This window comes from Nocardia grenadensis NBRC 108939 (assembly GCF_001613445.1).
GTDB classification, from domain to species: Bacteria; Actinomycetota; Actinomycetes; order Mycobacteriales; family Mycobacteriaceae; genus Nocardia; species Nocardia grenadensis.
In genome coordinates this window covers 39,748-64,288 of the sequence record NZ_BDCJ01000002.1, presented here as the reverse complement: position 1 = coordinate 64,288, position 24,541 = coordinate 39,748, and the positions used below count along the sequence as shown (strand labels likewise).

At 68.8% G+C, this 24,541-nt stretch carries 21 protein-coding genes and 2 riboswitches; of the genes, 9 read left to right on the top strand and 12 right to left on the bottom strand.

Going from position 1 to position 24,541, the window contains the following annotated elements:
- The first annotated feature begins 74 nt into the window (after nt 1-74).
- Nucleotides 75-1,427, top strand: a complete 1,353-nt coding sequence (locus tag NGR01S_RS01320; protein WP_063034483.1) for a cation:dicarboxylate symporter family transporter — start codon at nt 75-77, stop codon at nt 1,425-1,427.
- Nucleotides 1,428-1,570: 143 nt separating this feature from the next.
- Here the strand turns inward: NGR01S_RS01320 and gcvP are convergent, their stop codons facing one another.
- From gcvP to NGR01S_RS01285, 7 genes are all read right to left on the bottom strand, one after another.
- Nucleotides 1,571-4,366, bottom strand: coding sequence for an aminomethyl-transferring glycine dehydrogenase (gene gcvP, locus NGR01S_RS01315; protein ID WP_063034482.1), 2,796 nt, complete (start codon nt 4,364-4,366; stop codon nt 1,571-1,573).
- Nucleotides 4,367-4,412: 46 nt separating this feature from the next.
- Nucleotides 4,413-4,518: riboswitch (glycine riboswitch) on the bottom strand.
- 1 nt (nt 4,519) lies between these two features.
- Nucleotides 4,520-4,619, bottom strand: a riboswitch (glycine riboswitch).
- A gap of 101 nt (nt 4,620-4,720) precedes the next feature.
- Nucleotides 4,721-5,299 carry a MerR family transcriptional regulator gene (locus tag NGR01S_RS01310; protein WP_063034310.1) on the bottom strand — a complete coding sequence of 193 codons (579 nt, stop codon included), beginning with the start codon at nt 5,297-5,299 and terminating at the stop codon, nt 4,721-4,723.
- A gap of 174 nt (nt 5,300-5,473) precedes the next feature.
- On the bottom strand, nt 5,474-5,947 hold the full coding sequence (locus NGR01S_RS01305) for a bifunctional nuclease family protein (RefSeq protein WP_063034481.1): 474 nt from the start codon (nt 5,945-5,947) through the stop codon (nt 5,474-5,476).
- A gap of 200 nt (nt 5,948-6,147) precedes the next feature.
- Complete coding sequence (ftsR, locus tag NGR01S_RS01300) at nt 6,148-6,954, bottom strand: transcriptional regulator FtsR (RefSeq protein ID WP_063034309.1); 807 nt, start codon at nt 6,952-6,954, stop codon at nt 6,148-6,150.
- Nucleotides 6,955-7,016: 62 nt separating this feature from the next.
- Entirely contained in the window at nt 7,017-7,502 is a 486-nt protein-coding gene (gene odhI / locus NGR01S_RS01295; protein ID WP_030520553.1) for an oxoglutarate dehydrogenase inhibitor Odhl, read from the bottom strand.
- A gap of 150 nt (nt 7,503-7,652) precedes the next feature.
- Nucleotides 7,653-8,051: a glycine cleavage system protein GcvH gene (gene gcvH / locus NGR01S_RS01290; protein WP_039824187.1), complete on the bottom strand. Its 399-nt coding sequence runs from the start codon at nt 8,049-8,051 to the stop codon at nt 7,653-7,655.
- Between the two features lie 43 nt (nt 8,052-8,094).
- Nucleotides 8,095-8,796, bottom strand: a complete 702-nt coding sequence (locus NGR01S_RS01285; RefSeq protein ID WP_245664378.1) for a CDP-alcohol phosphatidyltransferase family protein — start codon at nt 8,794-8,796, stop codon at nt 8,095-8,097.
- Between the two features lie 112 nt (nt 8,797-8,908).
- Here NGR01S_RS01285 and NGR01S_RS01280 point away from each other — a divergent pair, with 112 nt between their 5' ends.
- From NGR01S_RS01280 to NGR01S_RS01265, 4 genes are all read left to right on the top strand, one after another.
- Nucleotides 8,909-10,591, top strand: a complete 1,683-nt coding sequence (locus NGR01S_RS01280) for a GMC oxidoreductase (RefSeq protein WP_063034308.1) — start codon at nt 8,909-8,911, stop codon at nt 10,589-10,591.
- Between the two features lie 73 nt (nt 10,592-10,664).
- Nucleotides 10,665-12,068: a DUF2252 domain-containing protein gene (locus NGR01S_RS01275; protein ID WP_063034307.1), complete on the top strand. Its 1,404-nt coding sequence runs from the start codon at nt 10,665-10,667 to the stop codon at nt 12,066-12,068.
- A gap of 87 nt (nt 12,069-12,155) precedes the next feature.
- On the top strand, nt 12,156-13,046 hold the full coding sequence (locus NGR01S_RS01270; RefSeq protein WP_063034306.1) for a hypothetical protein: 891 nt from the start codon (nt 12,156-12,158) through the stop codon (nt 13,044-13,046).
- 187 nt (nt 13,047-13,233) lie between these two features.
- On the top strand, nt 13,234-14,058 hold the full coding sequence (locus NGR01S_RS01265) for a phosphatase PAP2 family protein (RefSeq protein ID WP_245664377.1): 825 nt from the start codon (nt 13,234-13,236) through the stop codon (nt 14,056-14,058).
- Here the strand turns inward: NGR01S_RS01265 and NGR01S_RS01260 are convergent.
- Nucleotides 14,043-15,974, bottom strand: a complete 1,932-nt coding sequence (locus NGR01S_RS01260) for an acyl-CoA dehydrogenase family protein (RefSeq protein WP_063034305.1) — start codon at nt 15,972-15,974, stop codon at nt 14,043-14,045. The genes NGR01S_RS01265 and NGR01S_RS01260 overlap by 16 nt on opposite strands.
- A 249-nt stretch (nt 15,975-16,223) precedes the next feature.
- Here NGR01S_RS01260 and NGR01S_RS01255 point away from each other — a divergent pair, with 249 nt between their 5' ends.
- From NGR01S_RS01255 to NGR01S_RS01245, 3 genes are all read left to right on the top strand, one after another.
- Entirely contained in the window at nt 16,224-18,269 is a 2,046-nt protein-coding gene (locus tag NGR01S_RS01255; protein ID WP_084480275.1) for a threonine/serine exporter family protein, read from the top strand.
- A 143-nt stretch (nt 18,270-18,412) separates the two neighbouring features.
- Complete coding sequence (locus tag NGR01S_RS01250; RefSeq protein ID WP_063034304.1) at nt 18,413-19,099, top strand: biliverdin-producing heme oxygenase; 687 nt, start codon at nt 18,413-18,415, stop codon at nt 19,097-19,099.
- Nucleotides 19,100-19,167: 68 nt separating this feature from the next.
- Entirely contained in the window at nt 19,168-20,868 is a 1,701-nt protein-coding gene (locus NGR01S_RS01245) for an FAD-binding dehydrogenase (RefSeq protein WP_245664376.1), read from the top strand.
- 37 nt (nt 20,869-20,905) lie between these two features.
- Here NGR01S_RS01245 and NGR01S_RS01240 read toward each other — a convergent pair whose 3' ends face one another.
- The 4 genes from NGR01S_RS01240 to NGR01S_RS01225 all read right to left on the bottom strand — a co-directional run bounded on the left by NGR01S_RS01240 (nt 20,906) and on the right by NGR01S_RS01225 (nt 23,603).
- The gene (locus NGR01S_RS01240) at nt 20,906-21,727 is read right to left on the bottom strand and encodes an IclR family transcriptional regulator (protein WP_063034303.1); all 822 of its coding nucleotides are present in this window, start codon (nt 21,725-21,727) and stop codon (nt 20,906-20,908) included.
- 99 nt (nt 21,728-21,826) lie between these two features.
- Nucleotides 21,827-22,063 (bottom strand): hypothetical protein, encoded by a 237-nt coding sequence (locus NGR01S_RS01235; protein ID WP_157107066.1) that lies wholly within the window; start codon nt 22,061-22,063, stop codon nt 21,827-21,829.
- Entirely contained in the window at nt 22,048-23,145 is a 1,098-nt protein-coding gene (locus NGR01S_RS01230) for a serine/threonine-protein kinase (RefSeq protein ID WP_063034301.1), read from the bottom strand. The genes NGR01S_RS01235 and NGR01S_RS01230 overlap by 16 nt, the downstream gene beginning before the upstream one ends.
- Complete coding sequence (locus NGR01S_RS01225) at nt 23,142-23,603, bottom strand: thioredoxin family protein (RefSeq protein ID WP_063034300.1); 462 nt, start codon at nt 23,601-23,603, stop codon at nt 23,142-23,144. Before NGR01S_RS01225 ends, NGR01S_RS01230 begins: the two co-directional genes overlap by 4 nt.
- Before the next feature lie 223 nt (nt 23,604-23,826).
- Between NGR01S_RS01225 and NGR01S_RS01220 the strand changes: the two genes are divergently transcribed.
- Nucleotides 23,827-24,495 (top strand): PaaI family thioesterase, encoded by a 669-nt coding sequence (locus NGR01S_RS01220; RefSeq protein ID WP_063034299.1) that lies wholly within the window; start codon nt 23,827-23,829, stop codon nt 24,493-24,495.
- Nucleotides 24,496-24,541 lie beyond the last annotated feature (46 nt).

Below are 24,541 nucleotides of genomic sequence, written 5' to 3'. Positions count from 1 at the left end.
GGTCCACCATTGCACAGGGCGTGGTGGCCGAGTTCACCCCGCCCGCGCACTACGACTCGGGAGGAGGCCTGGTCATGGAAGACCGGACTCGAACACGGCGGGATCGCACCCACTGGCTCTATCTGGCGGTCATCGTCGCCGTCCTGGCAGGGATACTGGTCGGCTGGCTCGCGCCGGGCGCCGGCCGCGCGCTGGCACCGCTGGGCACGATGTTCGTCGATCTGATCAAGATGATGATCGCGCCGGTCATCTTCTGCACCATCGTCCTGGGTATCGGTTCGGTGCGCGCGGCCACCACCGTCGGCAAGGTCGGCGGTTTGGCGATCGGCTACTTCCTGGTGATGTCCACGGTAGCGCTGGGTATCGGGCTGTTGGTCGGCAATCTGCTCGATCCGGGCACCGGGCTGAACATCACCGAGTCGGCGGGCCAGGGCGCCGAGTACGCCGAAGAGGCGCACGGCGCCGGCGGCACCGTGGAATTCCTGCACAGCATCATTCCCACGACCCTGGTCTCCTCGCTGACCGCGGGCAGTGTGCTGCAGGCGCTGTTCGTCGCGCTGCTCGTCGGGTTCGCGGTGCAGGCCATGGGTTCGGCCGGCGAGCCGATCGTGCGTGGTGTCACGCTGATCCAGAAGCTGGTATTCCGGATCCTGTCGATGGTCCTCTGGCTGGCCCCGATCGGCGCATTCGGCGCGATCGCCAATGTGGTCGGCCGGACCGGCCTCGACGCCGTGGTCCAGCTGGCCACTCTCATGATCGCCTTCTACCTGACCTGTCTGCTGTTCGTCTTCGGTGTCCTCGGCGTGCTGCTGCGGCTGGTCGCGCGGGTGTCGATCTTCAAACTGTGCCGTTACCTGGCCCGCGAGTATCTGCTCATCGTGGCCACCTCATCCTCCGAGTCGGCGCTGCCACGACTGATCGCGAAGATGGAACATATGGGGGTGCAGCGCACCACCGTGGGCGTGGTCGTACCGACCGGCTATTCGTTCAACCTGGACGGCACCGCCATCTACCTGACCATGGCCTCCATCTTCATCGCCGACGCGATGGGACAGCCGCTGAATCTCGGCGAACAATTCGGACTGCTGGTGTTCATGATCGTGGCCTCCAAGGGCGCGGCCGGTGTCACCGGCGCGGGCCTGGCCACCCTGGCCGGCGGGCTGCAGAGTCATCGCCCCGAACTCCTGGACGGCGTCGGATTGATCGTCGGTATCGATCGGTTCATGTCCGAGGCCCGCGCGCTCACCAATTTCTCCGGTAACGCGGTCGCGACGCTGCTGGTCGGCACCTGGACCAAGACCCTGGACACCGGGCAGGTGCGCGACGTCCTGGACCGGAAACTGCCGTTCGACGAGGAGACCATGGTGGACGACCACCAGTCGCGTCCTGCCGAAGAAGATGGCGCAAAGGTCGTCGTCCCGGCCTGACGCCACATCGCGGACCGGCGGGCCGGTCGCGCCCCGGTCGAGGTGCCGTTCTGCGGAACTGTGCCCGGCCGGGGCGCGGTCCTGTTCCCGGCGAACGACTGCGTGCCGCACAGCAAGACCCGTGCCGCGGCGGTCGATGCGAGTCAGTCCGCGTAGGCCTCGAGCGGCGGGCAGGTGCAGACGAGGTTGCGATCGCCGAACGCCCCGTCGATCCGGCGGACGGCCGGCCACACCTTGGGCCGGTCGTGGGTGAGCCCGAGCGGATACACCGCGACCTCCCGGCTGTACGGGTGATCCCAGTCGCGAACCAGGCCGGCCGCGGTGTGCGGGGCATTGCGCAGCGGGTTGTCCTCGGCCGGCCACTCCCCCGAGCCCACTCGATCGATCTCACCCCGGATGGCGATCATGGCCTCGGCGAACGCGTCGAGTTCGGCCAGGTTCTCGCTCTCGGTCGGTTCCACCATCAGGGTGCCGGCCACCGGGAAGCTCATGGTCGGCGCGTGGAACCCGTAGTCGGCGAGCCGTTTGGCGACATCGTCGACGGTGACACCCGTGCGCTTGGTGATCTCGCGCAGATCCAGGATGCATTCGTGGGCGACCATCTCATTGTCGCCGGTGTAGAGGACGGGGTAGTACTCGCCGAGGCGGCGCGCCAGATAGTTGGCCGACGCGATCGCGGCCAGCGTCGCCCGGCGCAATCCCTCGGCGCCCATCATCCGGATGTATGCCCAGGTGATCGGCAGGATCGAGGCCGACCCGTACTCCGCCGCCGACACCGCGTGCGACCCGGTGACCAGCGGGTCGCCCGGCAGGTAGGGCGTCAGATGGGAGCGGACCGCGACCGGACCGACCCCCGGGCCACCGCCACCGTGCGGGATGCAGAACGTCTTGTGCAGGTTCAGGTGGCTGACATCGCCGCCGAACCGGCCGGGCCGGGCCAGGCCGACCAGTGCGTTCAGATTCGCGCCGTCGACATAGACCTGGCCGCCGGCATCGTGCACCAGCGCGCACAGGTCGGCGACCTCGTTCTCGTAGACGCCGTGCGTGGATGGATAGGTGATCATGATGCAGGCCAGGCGTTCGGCGTGGTCGGCGATCCTGGCCCGCAGATCGTCGAGATCCACATCGCCGTTGGCCCGGCACTTCACCACCTCCACCCGCAAACCCGCCATCGCGGCGGACGCGGCATTGGTGCCGTGTGCGCTGGACGGGATGAGGCAGGTGTCGCGGCGGGTATCGCCCCGATCCAGGTGATAGCGGCGGATGGCCAGCAGTCCCGCGTATTCGCCCTGGCTCCCGGCATTCGGCTGCAGGCTCACCGCGTCGTACCCGGTGATCTCGGCCAGCCAGCGCTCCAGATCGTGGATCACCCGCCGCAGCCCCGGCGTATCGGCGGCCGGCGCGTAGGGATGCACCCGCGCGAATCCGGGCCAGGTGATCGGTTCCATTTCGGCGGTGGCATTGAGTTTCATGGTGCACGAGCCGAGCGGGATCATGCTGCGGTCCAGGGCGATGTCCTTGTCCGACAGCGCGCGCAGATAGCGCAGCATCGCCGTTTCGGTGTGGTACCGGGTGAACGCCGGATGGGTCAGGAACTCCGAGGCCCGGTTTTCGATCGCGGTGGCGGCCGGGTCGGCGGGAGCGATACCGAAAGCGTCCAGCACGATGGCGAGGTGGTCGGCGGTGGTGGCCTCGTCACAGGCCACGGCCACGTGATCATTATCCACCCAGCGCAGATTCACCCCCCTGGCGGCGGCCTTGGCGACAACCGTCTCCGCCTGGCCCGGCACCCGGGCCAGCACGGTATCGAAATAGCAGTCGTGCACCAGGGCCGTACCGAGCGACGCGGCCAGCCGGGCGGCATGCCCGTGGACCCGGCGCGCGATGGACCGTAACCCGTCCGCACCGTGGTAGCAGGCGTACATTCCGGCCACGATGGCCAGCAGCACCTGGGCCGTACAGATATTGGAAGTGGCCTTCTCCCGGCGAATATGTTGTTCGCGGGTCTGCAGGGCGAGCCGGTAGGCAGGGGCGCCGTCCGCGTCCTTGGACACGCCGACCAGTCGGCCCGGCAGCTGGCGCGCGTAGTCGCCGCGCACCGCCAGGTACCCGGCGTGCGGGCCGCCGAACCCCATCGGCACCCCGAAGCGCTGGGTCGTCCCGAAACATACGTCCGCGCCCTGCTCACCCGGCGGAGTGACCAGGGTGAGCGCGAGCAGATCCGCCCCGGCGGCCACCAGCGCGCCGCGATCGTGGGCAGCGGCGATCATCGCCGACCAGTCCACGACCCGGCCCGAGGCGCCCGGCACCTGCACGATCACGCCGAAGAACTCTCCCTCGGGCAGACCGTCCCCGGCCAGGTCGGCCTCCATGATCTCGATACCCAGTGGTTCGGCCCGGGTGGCCAGCACCGTGCGGGTCTGCGGGAAGAGGTCGCGGTCGATCACCAACCGGGCGGGCGCCCGGCGATTGACCCGGCGTAACAGGGTCATCGCCTCCGCGGCGGCGGTGGCCTCATCGAGCATGGACGCATTGGCGACGTCGGTGCCGGTCAGATCGGTCACCATGGTCTGGAAATTGAGCAGCGCCTCGAGCCGGCCCTGGCTGATCTCCGGCTGATAGGGCGTATAGGCGGTGTACCAGGCCGGGTTCTCCAGCAGATTGCGCACCAGCACCGGCGGCGTCAGGGTGTCGTAGTAGCCCAGGCCGATCATGGAGGTGGCGAGGTGATTCGACTCGGCGAGTGCCGCGAGTTCGGCGAGGACCTCGTGTTCGGTACCCGGCGCGGGCAACCCGGCCAGCGGATCGTCATCACGGATTCCGGCGGGCAGCGCGGCGGCCGCCAGCTCGTCGGCCGAGCCGACGCCGATCGCGCGGAGTATTCGCGCGAACTCGTGGTCGTCCGGTCCGATATGACGATCTGCGAAGGTCTGGGTCACCGCGGCTCCCTGGGTGGGGCGGCCGACCGGCACGGTCGGCTCGGGGCCCTCCCCCTCTGTCGCGGCGCCTGAGAGCTTCGGCGGCCGGATCGCGCTCCGGTCCACCTTTCACCTTGGGCGGGCAGCTCGCAGCCACCACTTTCCAGAGGCGCCGGTTCCCGCACGGTCCTGGTGCCTGAGAGATTGACGGGGAGGTGCTGCTCCTTCGGCGCCCGGATCCGGCGCGGATCCGGGACTCTCCCGCACGACTACGGCGCCCGGTAAGTCTAGCCCGGTGAGCAGCGACACCCGGGAGCCACCCACGGGTATGTGTCGTTCCCCTCGTCCGGCCGACCCGAGGCCGCCGGCGTGCGATCAGCCGGTTTTACGGGTCAATCGCGCCTTACGGCGGTAGGACAATTCGTCTTCGGGACGTGCACTGGTTTCCGAGGCTCGTTCGGCGGGGAATGCGGCGATGGCGCCGGTGAGCTCCCGCATGGCACTGTTCACCGCGATACCGAAAACTCCCTGGCCGCCCTGCAGTAAATCGACGACTTCTTCCGGTGAGGTGCACTCGTATACCGAAGTTCCGTCGGAGAACAGGGTGATATTCGCCAGATCCTCTACTCCGCGACTGCGCAGATGGTCGACGGCGATACGGATGTTCTGCAGCGAAATACCGGCATCGAGGAGCCGCTTGACGATTTTCAGGACCAGGATGTCCTTGAACGAATACAGCCGCTGGCTGCCCGAACCCGCCGCCCCGCGAATGGAGGGCACCACCAGGCCGGTCCGCGCCCAGTAGTCCAGTTGCCGGTAACTGATACCGGCGACCTGACAGGCTGTCGGCACCCGGTATCCGACCAGGTCGTCGGGAACCGAATCGTCGGGGAACAATCCGGGTTGTATTTCGTAGCGCCGAGGCGGGCCCTCTTCTGATCGCATATCCCGCATATTCTCTGCCACTGAACTACTCCCTTGCTCCGCCGATCAGTGCCCACAGCCGACGGCCCGGCGTCGACTACGAGGCTACTCTTCCCATTCTCTCGGCCGCAGCGGTGCCGAACCAAACGCGACGCGCGGTAACAGTCTCGACCTGTAGTTGAGGTCTAGAAATAATGCCCGTTCTCAACTATCGGTCGCTTTGAAATCGTCCGGCGATACCGACTCGAGGAACTCCTTGAACTTTTCTACCTCGTCCTCACGTTCGTCGGGCATCACCAGACCGGCTTCCTCGAGCACCGATTCCGCCGCGTAGATCGGGCAGCCGACACGCAGGGCGATCGCCACCGAATCCGAGGGCCGCGCCGAGATCCGCACTTCGTTCTCGAAGACGAGATCGGCGTAGAACGTGCCTTCTTTCAGGTCCACGATATGAACCTCCTCGAGGGTGTGCCCGAGATCCGCGATCAAGACCTTGATCAGATCGTGGGTGAGCGGCCGGATCGGGTTGACGCCCTCCTGTTCGAGCACAATGGCGGTGGCCTCCGCCTGTCCTATCCAGATCGGCAGGTACCGTTCCCCCTCCGCCTCCCGCAGCAGCAGGACGGGCTGGTTCTGTGGCTGCTCGACCCGGATGCCGATCACGCGCATTTCGCTCATCGCACTGCCTCCCATACTCCCCGGCTGCCCGCCCTCGCCGATGCAGGGCTCGCCGTACCACGAGTCTAGGCGAATTCGGCACGGCGCCGCGATCGCTGACGGACACCGGAATCGGTGTGTTGCCACCGGCGTACCCACCGGCCGCTCGGCCGCAGGTCAGACCGGATTCCGCCGATGAGGGCGAGAATCGGACGCTCGGCTCAGCCGCCGAGCGAGTTGCGCACCGACGCCTTCACCAGGCTCGCGTGCAGCGTCAGCGACAGCGCGGCCAGTTCGCGGACCGTCTCCTCGGCCCGCGCCCGAGCACCGGCGTCGCGGCTTTTGGCGATCGGTGCCGCGATCTGCGCCACCAGCGCCGCCTCCCGGTCCGCGGCGAGCTTGAACGCACGCAGATGCCGGGCCTCCAAACCGAATTCGGCCATCGCCTTGGCAGTCGCCGCCAGGGTGACCGCATCGGCGTCGAAGAACCCGGCCGGGCCCGGGGTGATCAGATTCGCCCGGATCAGATCGTTGAGAAACGTCTCATCGATCGCGGCTCGGTCCAGCAGGTCTGCCCGGGTCACCCGGATCTGCTGATCGAACTCGAAATCGTCGGGCGTGACGCGAGCCGGTGGCACCCCCAGCCGTCGCGGCGGGCGCGGCGGCACATCGGCGCCTTCGTCCAGGGCCGAATGCCCCGAATCCGGCCGGGCGGTCCGCGCCCGGGCACGGGCTTCCCGCACCCCGAGCGTCGCGGCACCGCTGTCGATGGCCTCGAGCTGCTCCTTGATCACCTTCAGCGGCAGGTACTGGTCGCGCTGCGCCGTCAGGACGAACCGCAACCGCTCGCAGTCCGCGACCGAGAACCGGCGGTAGCCGGACGGCGTCCGCTCCGGCCGGATCAGGCCCTCCGCTTCCAGGAAGCGGATCTTGGAAATGGTGATATCCGGAAAATCCGGTCGCAGCAGGTCGAGCACGGAGCCGATCGACATCCCTCCGTGCGCCCACTGCTGCGCCGCGCCTGTCATGATCTCGAGTCTTTCATGCCGAGGCGCCGATCACCCGGACCGGCGCACCGATCGTCAGCTGTTCACAGACTTCCCGCACCGGCCGCCGAACCGGCCTCCTGGGTCCGCGGACCCGTGAGGAATACCAACCGGAACTTGCCGATCTGTACCTCGTCACCGTTCTGCAGCTCCGACGAATCCACCGGCTCGCGATTGACGTAGGTGCCGTTCAGGCTGCCCACGTCGACGACCTGGAAGGAATCCTCGTCCTGCCGGAACTCGGCATGTCGACGACTGACGGTGACATCGTCGAGAAAAATATCGCTGTCGGGATGCCGACCGGCCGAGGTGGTGGGCTGGTCCAGCAGAAAACGCGAACCCGCGTTCGGGCCGCGTTTGACGACGAGCAGCGCCGCCCCGACCGGAAGACCCTCGACACCCTGCACCGGCTGTTCGCCGGTCGGCTCGCCGGAGCGCGATGCGTCGACCTCGTTCAGGAAATCCGCGCGGAAGACCGACGTCGTCTCGGCCGCGGTCTCCCCGTAACCCGGGTCTTTGTTCTCGCTCACCGTTTCTCTCCTCCTCGAACCTCATAAACCATGCAGGCAGATGCCGCGATAAGACGTGGCTGGGCGGCCCCGACTCCGGGCGGCACATCCGTTGGCATTGACCGTACCCTGCCGGGCCGTACCCGTGCAGGTAGAACCGGGAAGGCTGGATCAGCCCCCGATAACTCCTTGATAACCCGCGGCATCGAGCAGTTCGGCGACACTCGAGTCCAGTGCGGACGCATCGCCCACCTCGAGTTCGAACAACCACCCGGCACCGTAGGGATCAGTATTCAGCGTTTCCGGCTGGGCCTCCAATTCCTGGTTCACCGCAACGACTTTCGCGCTCAGTGGAGCGTAGATATCGGAAACGCTCTTGGTCGATTCGACCTCGGCGATGCTGTCGCCGGCGGCAACATCGGCGCCGGCCTCCGGCAACTGCACGAACACGACGTCACCGAGTTGCGACTGGGCGTAATCGGTGATCCCGACCCGGACACGGGTGGGCTCGATCCGACGCACCCATTCATGTTCCGCGGTGTAACGCAGATCCTCCGGAGCCCGGTTCACGTGATGTCCTCTCCTCGTGTCGTCGTGCACGATGCCCGCAACTCTATGCGAGCCCGCCGCCCTCTGCCGCGCCGGTATCCCCGCCGTGTGTGGGTCGACCTCCGGCGGGCGCCGGCGGAATCCGGCGCGCCACGGCGACGGCGCGGCCCAGGTAGAGCAGACCGGTCCACACATAGACGGCCGTACCCCAGATCAGTAGTGCCCCACCGAACGCCGCGGCGAAACCATTGCCGGCCCAGTCCATCTGCCCGGCCAGCAGCCACGGCAGTGCCGACATGAGCGCGAAGGTGGCCGCCTTGCCCAGATAAATGACCTCGGGCGGGTCCAGGTCACGGCGGCGGTAGACCGTCAGGGTGAGGGCCAGCACCGCGTCGCGCCCGATCAGCAGGGCGGCCACCCACCAGGGGATCAGCCCCCGGACGACGAAGGCGACCAGCGTGGTCACCAGATAGAGCCGGTCGACGAAGGGGTCCAGCAGGGCCCCGAGCCGCGAGGACTGGTCCAGCAGCCGGGCTAGTTTGCCGTCCAGGAAATCGGTGAGCCCACTCAGGATGAGCAGGACGAACGCCCAGCCGTCGGCGTGCTCCACCAGGAGCAGCCACAGAAACAGCGGGACACCGATCAACCGCAGCACGCTGAGGACATTGGGGACGGTGAGCAGCCGGTCGGACAGGACCGCGGCGAGCGCACCGCCGGGATCCCGGCCCGCGGTCTCTGATCCGCCGGTTCCCGAATCGCTCATCACATGGGTGTGCTTACCGTATGGCGCCCACCCGCGCCAGCACACCCCGCCGCACCATTCGATGAAAGAATGAGTATGGAACCATCTCATCATCGAGTCGGGTGAGAGGAAGATCATGCCAGAGTTCGACTACGACGTCGTGGTCATCGGGTCGGGGTTCGGCGGGAGCGTGGCCGCCCTGCGCCTCACCGAGAAAGGCTACCGGGTCGGGGTCTTCGAAGCCGGGCGGCGTTGGGACGCCGAGACGCTGCCGCGCAGCAACTGGAACCTCCGCAAATCCATCTGGGCACCGAAACTCGGTTTCACCGGACCGCAGCGGATCAGCCTGCTCGGCAAATGCGCGGTCTTCTCCGGTGCCGGCGTGGGCGGCGGCTCGCTCATCTACGGCAACACACTTTACGAACCGCTCACCGACTTCTTCACCGACCGGCAGTGGGCGCACATCACCGACTGGCAGGCCGAACTCGCGCCCTACTACGACCAGGCGCGCCGCATGCTCGGGGTGACGACCAACCCGCGGACGACCCCGGCCGACGAGGTGATCCGCGAGGTCGCCACGGATATGGGGGTGGGCGAGACCTTCCACCCCACCGATGTCGGGGTGTTCTTCAACGAGGACGACCCCGGTACCGAGGTCGACGATCCGTATTTCGGCGGTGCGGGCCCGCGCCGCAACGGCTGTGTGCACTGTGCCCGCTGCCTGACCGGCTGCCCGCACAATGCCAAGAACACAACCACCACCAACTACCTCTTCCTCGCCGAGCAGGCCGGTGCCACCGTGCACCCGCTCACCGCCGCTACCGCGGTGCGGCCGCTGCCCGACGGCGGCTATGCCGTCGATACCGCGCGGCCCGACCGGTGGATCCGCAAACGCGAACGCACCTTCACCGCCGAACAGGTCGTGTTCGCGGGCGCGGCGCTGGGCACCCAGCAGCTGCTGCACCGGATGCGGGATCGGGGGGTCCTGCCACAACTCTCCCCGCGCCTCGGCGAGCTGACCCGGAGCAACTCCGAGGCGATCCTGGCGGTGGTGAGCCGGTCGCGCCGCGATTTCGCTGCCGGTGTCGCCATCACCTCCTCGATACATCCCGAGGCGAACACCCATATCGAGGTGTGCCACTACGGCAAAGGTCAGAACGCGCTGTTCCCGCTCTCGGCCCCGGTGATCGACGGCGGGGCGTTCCGGTTCCTGCGCTTCCTGCTCGCCGCGGTCGCCCACCCGGTGGTGTACCTGCGTAGTTTCAATGCCCGGCACGCCTCGGAGCGCTCGGTGATCCTGCTGGTCATGCAGTCGCTGGACAATTCACTCACCTCGTTCCTGCGGCGCGGCGGGCTGACGACGAAACAGGGCACGGGTGAGCCGAACCCGACCTGGATCCCGCTGGCGCACGAAGTCGGCCGGCGGTTCGCCGCCAAGATCGACGGGGACACCCACGGGCTCTACACCGACGTCCTCGATATCCCGGCGACCGCGCACTACATCGGCGGCTGCGTGATCGGAGACCGGCCCGAGACGGGCGTGGTGGACCCCTATCAGCGGGTCTACGGGCACCCCGGCCTGCACATCGCCGACGGGTCCGCGGTCACCGCCAACCTCGGGGTGAATCCGTCGCTGACCATCACCGCGCAGACCGAACGCGCGATGGCGTTCTGGCCGAACAAAGACCAGGAGGACAGCCGGCCGGGACTGGGTACCCCGTACCAGCGGATCGCTCCCGTGGCGCCGGTGCGGCCGGCGGTTCCCGCCGCGGCCCCCGGGGCGCTGCGCCTGCCTCTCACGCCGCTGCGGGCGAGCTGAGCCGACCCGGACCGGCCGCGGGCCCGGGCGAACCCGGACCCCGGAGGAACCGCCGGGTCGGTACCGTTACCGCGTGTCCACCGGTCGTATCCCGCTGCGCTCCTACACTCCCGCCGAGGACGTACTCGCCCGCGGCCGGGCCGTTCGCGACCGGGTGCCGCGCACCGCCAGAGACCGTGCCGTGGATACGGACGGGCGGCCCTCGGTGGTGGAGTTCGTCGAGGCGTCCAATGCCGGTCGTATCGAGGAGCTGATCCCGCTGCGCATCGGCCGGATGACCGCGTCCCCCTTCGCGTTCTACCGGGGCTCCGCCGGACTGATGGCCGCCGACCTGGCGGGCAGCCCCGATACCGGCTTCACCGCCCAGCTCTGCGGCGACGCCCACGCCGGCAACTTCGGCCTCTACGGCACCTCGCGCGGCGAGATCGTCATGGATATCAACGATTTCGACGACACCGTGCCGGGTCCGTGGGAATGGGATCTGGAGCGGCTCGCCGCCAGCCTGGTCCTGGCGGGGCGGGTCGGTGGCGCCGGCGAGGAGGAATGCCGGACCGCCGCCGCGGATGCCGCGCGCAGTTACCGGCGCGTCGCGGCCGTCCTCGCCGAACGGCCGTTCCTCACCACCTGGTCCGCGCTCGCCGACGAATCCGTCCTCGACCGCGTCGAGGCCGAGGATCTGCTGGACAACTTCAAGAAGGCCGCCAAGAAGGCCCGGAAGAACAACAGCGACAAGGTCGTACGGAAATGGACCCATATCGACGACCACGAAACCGGTATCGACAGCCACCGTTTCGTCGCCGATCCACCGCTCCTCACGACCGTCACCCAGGAGGTCGAGGATGCGGCCGTCGATGCGCTGGAACGCTACGGTACCTCGCTACGGGAATCCCGGCAGGAGCTGCTGGCCCGGTTCGCGGTGGCCGATATCGCGTTCCGCATCGTCGGCACGGGTAGCGTCGGCCTGCACAGCTATGTCGCCCTGCTACACGGCAATTCGGGCGAGTTCCTGGTCCTGCAACTCAAACAGGCGGCGCCCTCGGCACTGGCTCCCGTACTCGGCGGCGCCGCGCCGAAACACGAGGGGAAACGAATCGTGCAGGGCGCAAGGCTCGTTCAGACAGAGACCGATATCCTCCTCGGCTGGACCACCATGTCCGTACCGACCGCCCACGGAACCCGCGAGTTGCCGTTCATCGTGCGGCAATTCCGTAATCTCAAGGGCGGAATCGCCCCCGAGGAACTCGAACCGCACGACCTCGACGACTACGGCCGTCTGGCCGGAGCGCTGCTCGCCCGAGCCCACGCCCGCTCGCTGGACCCACGCCTGATCAGCGGTTATCTGGGCGACGACGAGGATTTCGACACCGCGATCGCCGAGTTCGCGGTACGTTACGCCGACCGCGCCGAGGCCGATCACGCCGAACTCCTCGCGGCGGTTCGCACCGGTAAACTTCCCGCGCAGGAGCCGGACCGGTAGTTTCGATGGGGTGCGCCGCACAGCCGGCGCCGCCACAGCCTCGGCTCGGACACCATTGCCTCGGCTCGGACGCGAAGGGCGGTCACCATGCTCGTGCAGGTACAGAACAGCACCGACAGCGTTGCCGAACGAGCCCTGGTCGATTGGCTCAGCGGCTGGGACGGCGCGGGCAGCCCGCAGGGCGTCGCGACCGTGAACTGCGGCCTCGTCCATCAGGGCGAGACCTACCCCTTCGACGCCATCGTGTGGACGCCCACCAGCTGTGTGGTCATCGATGTCGCGGGACTGCACTCGCCGCACGGCGGTACCCTGCAGGTCCCGCTGACCGGTGACTGGACGCTCAACGGCGTACGCGCCGAACTCCAGACCAGCGACAACCGTTCTCCGCTGGACCGTTCCCGCGAACACACCTTCGCCCTGCAGACCTGGCTGGCCGCCCGCGGACTCGGACAGCGCGCGGTCCACGGGGTCGCGCTGATCGTCCCCCTGCAGAACGCGCCCGTGCAGATCGAGCAGAAGGTGCACGACCCGAGTTTCGATGTGATCCTCGGTGACGACGGGAACGGGCTGCGCCACTATTTCGGCGTGCTCGCCCAACGCGAATCGCACCGCTGGACCGCCAATGATGTGGCGGTCTCCTTCCGCGGGATGGGAATGCTGCCGTATCTTCCGGCGCCGCAGCGCCTGCTCGAGGAGGGATTCCTCGGCCCCATCGATGTCACTCTGTGGCACGGCGGACCGGCCCAGGCGGAGGCCGAACAGTACGCCGAGGATCTCGCCGAGTACGAACGCGCGGCCGGGGTGCGACGGTTCCGCTCCCCCTGGTACAGCCCGTGGCGGCTGTACCCGCGTGAGGTCGGTGATATCGATTTCGGCCGCGCCGCCATGCGTGCGGGCATCGCGCTCGGGATGTTCGTCGCGATCGCCTGGATGCTGTGGTTCGTGATCACCGCCTTCCTCACCTACGGCCCCGGGTGAGGCAGCGGCGGAGCGTCACGGTGCGGACGGCGGCTCTCCTGGCCTACCTCCCATACCCGGCGACCACGCGAGCTCTGTGTTCCCCGCCGACCGATCCGGCCGGACGAACTCCGGCGCCACCGCGACGGTTCCCCCGGCCGCGAATCGCGGGTGGGCTTCGATCGGTTGCGCCTATTAGGGTCGGACCGTGAGCACAGCATCCGGCGCACCGGATCCGCTCGGCGCGGACCGGCCCACCGGCCGTATCCAGCACCCGGGCGCAGATCGTCCGCGATCACCGGATGCCGCCGACCCACACCCGTCCCACCCCGGTGCGGCCGAATCGGCGGGCACCGCCGAACCCACCCGGCTCCGCGGGCCCGGCCACACCGCGGACCCGCTCACCACCGCGGCGGCCGCGGCCGCCGGGGCGACCGTCGCGGCCGCCCTCCCGTGGTCCTTCCCGCCGGGCGGTGGCGAGACCTCCTTCGATCTCGCGGTCAACGAGCAGGTCGATCCACGACTGGACCCCCGACCCTGGATCGCCGAAGTGCTCGCCCTCGCGACCAATACCGGGGTGGTCCTGGCGGTGCTGTGCGGTGGTGCCGCCTGGTTCGCCTGGCAGCGCAGGTGGTGGGAGACCACGACCATGGTGCTGGTGCCGGAAACCGCCGTCGCGATCAACGCCTGGGTGTTGAAACCGTTCTGGTCACGCCCCCTGCACGACTATCTCGCCTACCCCAGCGGCCATACCGTGCACCTGGTGGCGGTGGTGACCACTCTGATCCTGCTGCTGCGCTCGATGCGCGCCCGGGCGGTGATCGTCGCGCTCACGACCGTCGCCTGGTTCGGGGCAGGCATCGGGATGATCGCGCTGGACTATCATCTCGCCACCGACGTCATCGGCGGCGCCGCGGCCGGTATCGCGCTGGCCATCGGCCTCTACTGGGTGGCGGTGTCCCTCGCCCGCGTGCCGGGGGCCCGGGCCGGTTGGACCGGCCCGGGCCCCGACTGCCCTTACTGCCGCTCGTAGACGCTCGCGTCGTCCAGCATCGCGGCACCCAGCATGGATTCCGGCACGCCCAGCGCCTCGACGAGCGTGAGCGCGTCCGGGCGGAGCCGGTCGACGAGTTCGTTCATCCCACGCCGGATCGCCTTGGCCCGTTCCACCGAGATGAACCGGTGCATGATGAACCAGGCCGAATGCTCCTCGAGGATCGAGTACACGTACAGATCGCAGACCGTTTCGGCCAGCCGGCGGGGCTCCTCCTCCTCGATATCGGCGATGCCCTCGATGAAGGCTTCGAGGACCAGCCGATCGATATGGGCGGCACCCGCGGCGAGAATATGGTCCTGGGCGTTGTTGAATGCCTCGAACGGTTCGGTCTCCTCGGCCCGCGCCCGCAACCGGTGCGCGGCCGTACGGGTCAGATAGTCCTCACGGTCGGCGAACAACGCCAATTGCGTATCGCGGCGCCCGAGATCGCCCTCGTCGACCGTTTCGCCGCCGCGATCGCGCAGGGTCTGGATGAGCTGACGCACCCCGGACCGTTTCCGCACCACATCGCCGGCCATGGTCGCGGCGAACCGGACCCAGCCCAGCGCGTCCAGATCGCGGATCTCGTCGGCGTAGGCGGTCAGGAGCTCTTTGGCGACCAGCTGGGTGAGCACCACATTGTCACCCTCGAAGGTGGTGAACACATCGGTATCGGCCTTCAGCGTCACCAACCGGTTCTCCGTCAGGTAGCCGGCACCGCCGCAGGCCTCGCGGCATTCCTGGATGGCGCGGGTGGCGTGCCGGGTCTGCGCCACCTTCAGGCCCGCGGCCCGCTTCTCCAGGGCCCGCTGCGCCCCGGGCGCCAAATCCTGACCGGTCTGCACCAGGTGCATCCGGCGGACGAGATCGTTCTGCGCGAACGCCAGCGCGTAGGAATGCGCGAGCAGCGGCAGCAACCGGCGCTGATGCATCCGGTAGTCCAGCAGCAGGGTCTCGTTGCCGTTGTCCGGATCGCCGAACTGACGGCGCTTCAGCGCGTACCGCAGCGCGATACTCAACGCGACACGGGCACCGGCCGCCGCGGCACCACCGACACTGACCCGGCCGCGGACCAGGGTGCCGAGGGTGGTGAAGAAGCGCCGGCTGGGGTTGTCGATCTCGGAGCGGTAGGTACCGTCCGGCTCCACATCGGCGTAACGGTTGAGCAGGTTCTCGCGCGGGATCCGCACCTGGTCGAAGACGATGCGGCCGTTGTCCACACCGGGCAGCCCGCCCTTGCGCCCGCAGTCGGAGGTGGTGACACCGGGCAGATCGTTGCCCTCCTCGTCCCGGATCGGCACCAGCAGACAGTGCACACCGTGCTCGCCCGCCGGGGTCCGCAGCTGCGCGAACACGGCGGCCATCCGCGCGTGTTCGGCGGCGCCACCGATGTAGTCCTTACGCGCCGAGGGAGTCGGCGTGTGGATGACGAATTCCTCGGTGGCCGGATCGTAGGTCGCGGTCGTCTCCAGATTCGCGACATCGCTGCCGTGCCCCGATTCGGTCATCGCGAAACAGCCGAGCAGGTCCAGCGAGATGAGCCGCCGGATGTACTCGCGATGCCGCTCGGTGCCCAGGTTCTCCACCGCGCCCCCGAACAGCCCCCACTGCACCCCGGATTTCACCCACAGCGACAGGTCGGCGTAGGCGAGCATCTCTAGGCCGACGACGGCCGCGCCGGGTTCGCCGGTGCCCCCGTTCTCCCGCCGGAAACCCCGCTCGGCGTAATCGAGTTTCGCCAGCGACCGCATCTGCTCCAGCGCCCGGGCCCGGGCCTCGGGCAGATCCAGATCGGGGTCGCCGGAGTACTCCGGTCCCGCGAGCTGAGCGCGGGCCTTTTCCCGGACCTCGCCCCACGGCCCGTCCAGTGCCGCACGTAAACGTTGCGCTGTCGAAGTGCTGCCGGTGCTCATACTTCCGACCCTAGCGGGGGTACACGATGGATGGGGTCGGTGGACACGCGGCGGTGTAACGCAGAACACGCAGTGTGTAACGCTCACGGTAGCGGGTATGGCGCTCGTGAAGACGGCCCAGGTCAGCGGGGTGATCGGGTCGTTTTCTCCAATCGACATGTCAAATAAACCGGTACGTAACAAACGTCACATTTCCGAGACCCCGTTTGCGGTGGAAAAGAGGTCGCTCCGGCCACTACCTTCGCGGCTATGGCTGCGCAAGGAATTCTGGAAGGAGCTACCTCTCCACCCCCGATCTCCCCGGATCCCACCGGGTACGCCGACTCTCGGCGAAATCCCCTGCGCCTGCCCGTCCTCACCGGCGCCATCGGCAAGCTGGTCGCCGATCGCCCCGCCACCGCCGACACGATCGTGTCCGCGCCGGCGCCACTGCAGCCCATCGATCTCTCCGATGACGCCGCGGTCGCCGAGGTGCTGGATCTGGCGGTGCGCATGGGTGAGGTCGTGCTGGCATCGGGTTCGGCCGTCACCGATACCGAGACCACCGTGCGGTTCATCGCCGCCACGTACGGTCTGTCGGCCTGTGATGTCGAGGTCACCTACAACGCCATCCGCATCTACGCGCATCGCGGCGCCCGGCTGCCCTCGGCGAGCTCCATGCGCGTCGTGCAGTACCGCTCGCTCGACTTCACCCGGCTCGCCGCGGTGGACCGGCTCACCCGCCGCATCCGCCGCGATGTCGTGCCGCCCGACGAAGCGCGGCGGGCCCTGGACGCGATCACCACCGCACCCCACCCGTACAAGCGGTGGACGGCCACCTTCGGCTGGTCGCTCATGGCCGCCGCGATCTCGCTGCTGCTCGGCGGCGGGTTCCTGGTCGCGGCGCTCAGCTTCGTCACCACGGCGGTGATCGACCGGACCAACCGCGCACTCAACCGGCGCGGTCTGCCGTTCTTCTTCCAGCATCTGGTGGGTGGCGCGATCGCGGCCGTCCCGGCGGTCGTCCTGGCCGCCTTCGCCGGGCCACTGGGTATCTCGGTGAGCCCCACGCTGATCATCGCGGCCGGGATCACGGTACTGCTCAGTGGTTTGAGCCTGGTGGGTTCGGTGCAGGACGCGATCACCGGTGCGCCGATCACCGCGGCCGCCCGGATGCTCGAACTGCTGATGATGACCGGCGGGATCATCGCCGGTATCGCGCTGACCCTGCGCATCGGCGAAATGTTCGACGCGACCGTGCCATTGGACCTCAACCCCGGGCACGGACTGTCCAATCTGCCCGTCCAGGTCGCGGCCGGTGCGGTGGCCTCACTGGCGTTCGCGCTGGCCTGCTACGCGGAGCGGCGCGCGCTGGCCGCGGCGGCGGGCGGCGGCGCCATGGGCACCATCTGCTACCTGATGGTGATCACCGCCGGATTCGGGCCCGTGGTCGCCGCGGGCGCCGCCGCCGTGGTGGTCGGCCTCGTCGGTGGTCTGTTCGCCCGCCGCGCACTGACTCCACCGCTGGTCGTGGCGCTCGCGGGGATCACCCCGCTGCTGCCCGGCCTGAGTATCTACCGGGGGCTGTACGGCCTGCTGAACGACGAATTGGCGCGCGGGGCGAACCAGCTGCTGGCGGCCTTCGGTATCGGCTGCGCCCTGGCCGGCGGTGTGACGCTCGGTGAATGGTTCGACCGGACGGTGCGCCGCCCACCGATCCTGCGCAAGTTCGGCAACCTGCGCCGCCCGGTGGTCAAGCGCAAGCGTCGGCCGGCGGTGAACCTGGGCACACGGCGCCCCACGGTGAACCTCGGCAAGCGGAAGGCGACCCCGCCGGGACGGCACCCGATCCGGGTTCCCGTGCAGCATCCGGCTCCCGTCCCCGAACGGGCTTCGTCGGATCTGCCGCTCAATCTGCCGGTCGCGGGACAACTGCCACAGGTACCCAGGCCCACCGGCCGGGGTACGGCACCGGTGCCCGAGTTCGATCGCGGCGGCTGGACCCACGACCTGGACGCGGCACCGCTGGGTGTGCCCACGACGCTGTCCGACGCGGCGCCGGCGGCCGTTCCCACCGAAATGCTGGAAATGCCGCAGTTGCCGGCGGATCTGGTGGGCCTGCCCACCGCGCCCCTCGGCGTCACCGAGGACATCCTGCCCACCGAGGCGATGCCGATCCTCGTCCCCCCCGAACCGGCCGGGCCCGCGGAACCGGTGGCAGTCCGCGTGGGCGAACCGGTGGGCGTCGGCGCGGCGGAGGCGCGGCTCGCGCCGACCGAACCGCTCCCCGCGGCCCTGCGCCCCGACGTCCGCTGACGGACAGACCCTGGCCGGGCGCCGGAGCCGGTATCGTTCGGGGTGTCGACCGCCCGGTCGCGCGGTGTGCCCGGCACACCGCGCGACCGGCGCAATCGGTACGGGTGAGGTGCCCGGACCGCATTCGCAGGAAGGTTCACTCGATGCCGGACGCCCCCGAAACCGCCGAACCGGCCGTGTCCTCGTTCTCCACCCGGATCCGGGAGGCCACCGCCCGCGAACACGAGGAAGCGGAGAACTCCACCTTCATCACGGAGATGCTGGACGGGTCCCTGGGGATCGAGTCGTATCGCCGCTACACCGGTCAGCTCTGGTTCATCTACCGGGCGCTGGAGGCGCATGCCGACGCACTCGCCACCGACCCGGTGGCCGGTCCGTTCATCAAACCGGAACTGGCCCGCACCGCCGAGCTGGAGCGGGATCTGGCCCATCTCGCCGGACCGCACTGGCGCGAGGAACTCACCCCGCTGCCGGCCACGACCGCCTACGCCGCGCGGATCGAGGAATGCGCCCGGACGTGGCCGGGCGGCTATATCGCCCACCACTACACCCGCTACCTCGGCGACCTCTCCGGCGGCCAGGTGATCCGCGGCAATGCGGAGAAGCTCTGGGACCTGCCCCGCCGCGGCGACGGGGTGCGGTTCTACGTCTTCGAGCAGATCGGTAATCCCGCGATATTCAAACGCGAGTACCGAGAGCTGCTCGATCGGATCGGAGTGGATGAGCTCGAGCAGCGCCGCATCCTCGACGAGGGCAGACGCGCCTTCGTACTCAACCGCGCGGTGTTCACCGAATTGGCCGCCGAATTCCCGGCCCGGCGCCCTTCCTGATCGCCGACCGACCGACCTGGTCGTCTGATACATTCCGGCCCGTAGCCACCGTGAGCGAAGGGTGAACAGTGTCCGAAACCTCTGCCGCCGACCCGGTACCGGCCGACGAGTACCCCGTGATCGTTGTCGGGGCCGGGCTGGCCGGTCTCGTCGCCACCTATGAGCTGACCCGGGCCGGACACCGGGTGCTCCTACTCGACCAGGAGAATCGCAACAACCTGGGTGGCCAGGCGTTCTGGTCGCTGGGCGGCCTGTTCTTGGTGGACAGCCCGGAGCAGCGGCGCCTCGGAATCAAGGACTCCTACGAGCTGGCGCTGCAGGACTGGCTGGGTTCGGCCGGGTTCGACCGTGACGACGAGGACCATTGGGCCCGGCAATGGGCCGAGGCCTACGTCCGGTTCGCCGCCACCGAGAAGCGCGACTATCTCTACGACCTCGGCCTGCGGGTGACCCCGCTGGTCGGCTGGGCCGAACGCGGCGGTGCCCTCGCCGACGGGCACGGGAACTCGGTACCGCGATTCCACATCTCCTGGGGTACCGGGCCGGGCGTCCTCGAGGTGTTCCTCAATCCCGTGCTGGAAGCCGAGCGCAAGGGTCTGGTGCGCTTCGCGTTCCGGCACCGAGTGGACGAACTGCTCGTACACGACGGCGCGGTCACCGGGGTGCGCGGCAGCGTGCTCGAACCCACCGAACTCGCCCGCGGCGTCGCGTCCTCACGCACGGTGGTGGGCGAGTTCGAATTCCACGCCCGGGCCGTGCTCGTCACCTCCGGCGGCATCGGCCACAATCACGATCTCATCCGGCAGAACTGGCCGACGGAACGGCTCGGCCCCACACCGCGCACCATGATCTCGGGAGTGCCCGCCCATGTGGATGGACGGATGCTCGGTATCTCCGAATCGGCCGGCGCGGCCCTGGTGAACCGGGACCGGATGTGGCACTACACCGAGGGCATCAACAACTGGGATCCGATCTGGCCCGATCACGCCATCCGGATCATTCCCGGCCCGTCCTCGCTGTGGTTCGACGCGAACGGTAAACGGCTGCCCGCGCCGTGCTTCCCCGGTTTCGATACCAACTCGACCATGAAGGCGATCCTGGCGACCGGCCACGACTATTCGTGGTTCGTGCTGACCCAGTCGATCATCGAGAAGGAGTTCGCGCTCTCCGGGTCCGAGCAGAATCCGGATATTACCAGCAAGGACCGGCTCACCACGGTCCGCAGCCGTTTCACCAAGGGCGCCCCGCAGCCGGTGGAGGCGTTCAAGGAGCACGGGGTCGATTTCGTGGTGGCCGATACGCTGCGCGAACTCGTCGACGGGATGAACGGCCTCGCCCGCGGCCCACAACTGGACTACGCCGCGATGGAACGGCAGATCGTGGCCCGCGATCGCGAGATCACCAACAAGTTCAGCAAGGACGCCCAGGTGACCGCGATCCACAACGCGCGCACCTTCTTCGGCGACCGCACCGCCCGGGTCGCCAAACCGCATCGCATCCTCGATCCGGCCACCGGCCCGCTCATCGCGGTCCGGCTCAATATCCTGACCCGCAAAACCCTCGGCGGACTGCAGACCGATCTGCATTCCCGGGTGATGCGACCCGACGGCAGCCCGCTGCCCGGCCTCTACGCCGCCGGCGAGGTCGCCGGATTCGGCGGCGGCGGCGTACACGGCTACAACGCTCTGGAAGGCACGTTCCTGGGCGGCTGCATCTTCTCCGGCCGCACCGCCGGACGCGCCCTCGCCACCGCGCTGGACCACGCCTGAACGGACGGTCCGGCCTGCCACGGGCCGGACCGCCGTTCTAGTCCTGGGAGAGCAGCCGTCCCGCCTCGGCGGCGAGTGCCGACAGCTGCCGGGCCTGCCGTCCGGTATCGATCGCCGGACGACCGGAACCGATCCGGGTGGCCAGCGACAACGCCGCGACCGTGACCCCGCGGCGGCGTACCGGTACCGCCACACAGCCGATACCGGTGACCGCTTCCTCGTTGTCGACGGCGACACCCTGCCTGCTGCGGATTCGCGCCAGCTCCCGGTGCAGTTCCAGCCGGTCACCGATGGTGCGCGGGGTCAGCCGGGGAAGTTGTTCGCGCAGTGAGTTTTCCACCACACCGGGGTCCACGCCGGCCAGCAGCGCCTTGCCCAGTGCGGTGCTGTGCGCCGGCAATCTACCGCCGACCCGTGTCGGGACGGCCGCGCTCTGCCGGCCGCCGGTCTTGTCCAGATAGACGACGTCGCGGCCGTCGAGCACCCCCAGATGCCCGACCGACAGGGTGCGCTGGCACAACTCGTGTAGCAGGGGGCCGATCACGGCCCGTAATTCGTTGTGGCCCGCGGCCAGCCCACCCAGCTCGAGGGTGCGCAGGCCCAGCCGGTAACCACCCGGGTAGTGCGCCAGCCAGCGCAACCGGATCATCTGGTCCAGGATGCGATGGACCGTGGAACGCGGCAAACCGGTGCGTTCCACCAGATCCTGCAGCGTGAGCACGGGCGTCGCCGGCTCGAAAGCGTCCAGGATCACTGTCATCCGCTCGATCATCGACACCGGGGGCGTGGGCCGGGCCGGGGATTGCGCACCCCGCCACGACCCGCCCGGCTCCGGGTCGGCCAGCACCTCGACCGTCATGACTTACCTCCATCGTGCAGCCCGGCCAGCATATGCGCAGCGAACCGCACCGTACCGACGATGCCCCTTTCCGGACCTGTGCAAACCATCACAGGTCACTCAGCTCGGCAGGAAGGGGGCGTTGAAAACACTGCACAGCCACCGGCCATCCACCAGTTCCATCACCGTGGACACCGACAGCTCCCGCGTCGTCTCCGCCTCGCCCGCAACCTGGTTGAGGGTGCTGATCTGCACCTGGACGTCGGCGCGGGTGTCGCCGTCGGTCATGGTCGCCGTACAGCTGGTATCCCCCGCCCGGGACCGCTCCGAGTCGGCGGAGATCAGTACCCGGGCCATCGGCAGCACGGTCGCGGCCTGGTTCTTCCACTGTCCGGTGGCGCCGGCCTGTACCTTCTGTTCCCAGCCCGCCGGGTCATCGTAGTCGTAGCTCGCGACGAGCGCGGTGTACGCGCAGGCCGCTTGTTCGGCGGCGGTTTTCGCCTCGGCGAGAGGCGGCGCGGACGCCGGGGCCCGGCCTGCCCGGCCGCGGGGGGCGGAGACGGAACCGGCACGGTGCGTACGGCCGGCACGGTCACCGCCGGCTCGGTGAGTGCGCGCCGCGCGGCCAGGGCCAATTCACCACAGCCGGAGAATCTTTCGTCCCGGTCTTTGGCCATGGCGCGCGCGATGACACCGTCGAATCCGGACGGTAGCCGTGGATCCACCGCGCAGGGCCGCGGGACCGGGGCATTGAGATGGGCGTTGACAAGTGCGCCGGTGGTCGTGGCCGGATACGGCAGGCGCCCGGTCAGTAGGTAGTAGAGGGTGCAGCCGAGCGAGTACACATCGGCGCGGCGGTCGATATCGGGGCGCATCTCGAACTGTTCGGGCGCCGCGTAGTGAAAACTTGCGTACAGCTCTCCGGTACGAGTGAGTCCGTCGGTGCGGTCCAGCGCCTTGGCGATACCGAAATCGGAGAGGTACACCTGCTGCTGGTCACCCCAGGCCAACAGGATGTTCGCCGGTTTCACGTCTCGGTGCAGGACCCCCGCCGCGTGGGCGTGGTCGAGGGCGCGCGCGGTCTCCTCGGTGATCCGCACCGCGTGCTCGGGCCGCACGGGCCCGCGCCGCAATACCGCCGCCACATCGGTGCCCTCGATGTACTGGATCGCCATCCACAGCCGGCCCTGCTCCTCGCCGCGCGCGTATACGGCGACGATATTGGGATGGGACAGCCGCGCCGCGGTATCGGCCTCGCGCAGGAAACGGGCCCGAAGATCACGATCGTCGCCGGCGATGGGGGTCAGCAACTTCAGGGCCACGGGCCGCGGTAGGTCACGGTCGCGGGCGAGATAGACCTCGCCCATACCGCCGGCGCCCAGCAGGCGGTCGATCCGGTAACCGGCGAAGATCCGGCCCGGTTCGAGACCGCTCTTCACGCGGTGCGCAGACCGGGCCAGCCGTAGGCCTGCGGTCCGGGCGCGGACCCCGCCCGGCCGGCCGTGGTCGGCGTAGGCGCCGAGGGCGCGGCGGCCGTGGGCTGGGCGATGTGGTTCTCGCGGCGGAACTCGTCGATATCCATCCAGCGCACCTGCTGGATGAGTTCCTCGAGTTGGTCGCCGGGCAGGAATCCGGCCTTGGAGTACACCAGCGTGCCCTCGCGGAAGGCCATCAGCCACGGGTAGCGGTCCACCTGGCCGGCGGCCGCGAGCGCGGGTTCGGCCTCGGCTTCCACGGTGGCGTGCACGATGTCGCGATGTAACTCCGAGGACTCCTCGAACACCGGCGCGAACCGGGTGCACCAACCACACCAGGTCGCCCAGAAGTCCACCAGCACTATGTGATTGGTGGACACCACCGTCTGGAAGCTCTGCTGGGTCAGTGGCGTCGTCGGCATGGTCGTCCTCCCGCGGCCCGATTCCGGACCGCCCCGCGTGCGTACTGGCCCGTCCGGAATCCTCGCACGAACGGGCAACGGCCGCCGGGGAGAAAGGCGCACTCCCCGACCGCCGATATCCGGCAGCCTACGCGGCCGGGACGACGACGAGCAGCCCGGCCGCGTACTCCGGGTGGCGGCCCCGGCCACCACCCGGCCGTACCTGTGACGATAACGTGTTCTCATGAGCGAAAACGAGGCCGGTAACGCCCTGCCCGATGCCGAGCATCACGAGGGCGGATTCCGGCCGATGTCGGAGTTGATGGAGGCGGTCCGCACTGTCGACACCAGCCGCGGCGGCCCGCACTACGGCGATTTCGTGGAACAGGTGCGCACGCTCATGGACCGTGCCCGGCTGGCCGTGCCGCCGGACGATCTGGTGCAGGAAGCGGCGGGCATCCTGGAGAAGTTGAACGACCGGCTGGGCGCCCATGTCGGCGAGGAATGGGACGCGCCGGGCTGGACCCGGTTCGATCTGCCCTCCCGCGGAAACGTCACCCTGCCCCCGTACCAGGTGGATCGGGTGAACCGCGACGGTGTGCAGGCCCGGATCACCTATCGCACCTTTCATCTCGGCGGTAACGCCGCCGCGCACGGCGGGTACATCTCGCTGGGCTTCGACGATCTGATGGGGCTGGCCGGTTCGGTGCACTCCGGGTCGGTGACCCGGACGGCATCGCTCACGGTGGATTACCGGTCGATCACACCGTTGAACAAGGAGCTGGCACTGCACGCCTGGGCCGAACGCCGAGAGGGCCGCAAGGTCTGGATCAAGGCCACCCTGCACGACGGCGACCGGCTCTGCGCCGAGGCCCACGGTCTGTTCATCGTTTTGAAGCCCGGTCAGCCCTGACCTCACACCGGCCGGCCACCGCCGCGGAGAACGGGTGGTGGCCGGC

Excerpts from the sequence above, each read along its gene's own strand:
- NGR01S_RS01320 (WP_063034483.1), top strand. The coding sequence starts at position 75 with ATGGAAGACCGGACTCGAACACGGCGGGATCGCACCCACTGGCTCTAT.
- NGR01S_RS01310 (WP_063034310.1), bottom strand. The coding sequence starts at position 5,299 with ATGCGGGATATGCGATCAGAAGAGGGCCCGCCTCGGCGCTACGAAATA.
- NGR01S_RS01305 (WP_063034481.1), bottom strand. The coding sequence starts at position 5,947 with ATGAGCGAAATGCGCGTGATCGGCATCCGGGTCGAGCAGCCACAGAAC.
- ftsR (WP_063034309.1), bottom strand. The coding sequence starts at position 6,954 with ATGACAGGCGCGGCGCAGCAGTGGGCGCACGGAGGGATGTCGATCGGC.
- NGR01S_RS01280 (WP_063034308.1), top strand. The coding sequence starts at position 8,909 with ATGCCAGAGTTCGACTACGACGTCGTGGTCATCGGGTCGGGGTTCGGC.
- NGR01S_RS01270 (WP_063034306.1), top strand. The coding sequence starts at position 12,156 with ATGCTCGTGCAGGTACAGAACAGCACCGACAGCGTTGCCGAACGAGCC.
- NGR01S_RS01260 (WP_063034305.1), bottom strand. The coding sequence starts at position 15,974 with ATGAGCACCGGCAGCACTTCGACAGCGCAACGTTTACGTGCGGCACTG.
- NGR01S_RS01255 (WP_084480275.1), top strand. The coding sequence starts at position 16,224 with ATGGCTGCGCAAGGAATTCTGGAAGGAGCTACCTCTCCACCCCCGATC.
- NGR01S_RS01250 (WP_063034304.1), top strand. The coding sequence starts at position 18,413 with ATGCCGGACGCCCCCGAAACCGCCGAACCGGCCGTGTCCTCGTTCTCC.
- NGR01S_RS01240 (WP_063034303.1), bottom strand. The coding sequence starts at position 21,727 with ATGACGGTCGAGGTGCTGGCCGACCCGGAGCCGGGCGGGTCGTGGCGG.
- NGR01S_RS01235 (WP_157107066.1), bottom strand. The coding sequence starts at position 22,063 with ATGGCCCGGGTACTGATCTCCGCCGACTCGGAGCGGTCCCGGGCGGGG.
- NGR01S_RS01225 (WP_063034300.1), bottom strand. The coding sequence starts at position 23,603 with ATGCCGACGACGCCACTGACCCAGCAGAGCTTCCAGACGGTGGTGTCC.
- NGR01S_RS01220 (WP_063034299.1), top strand. The coding sequence starts at position 23,827 with ATGAGCGAAAACGAGGCCGGTAACGCCCTGCCCGATGCCGAGCATCAC.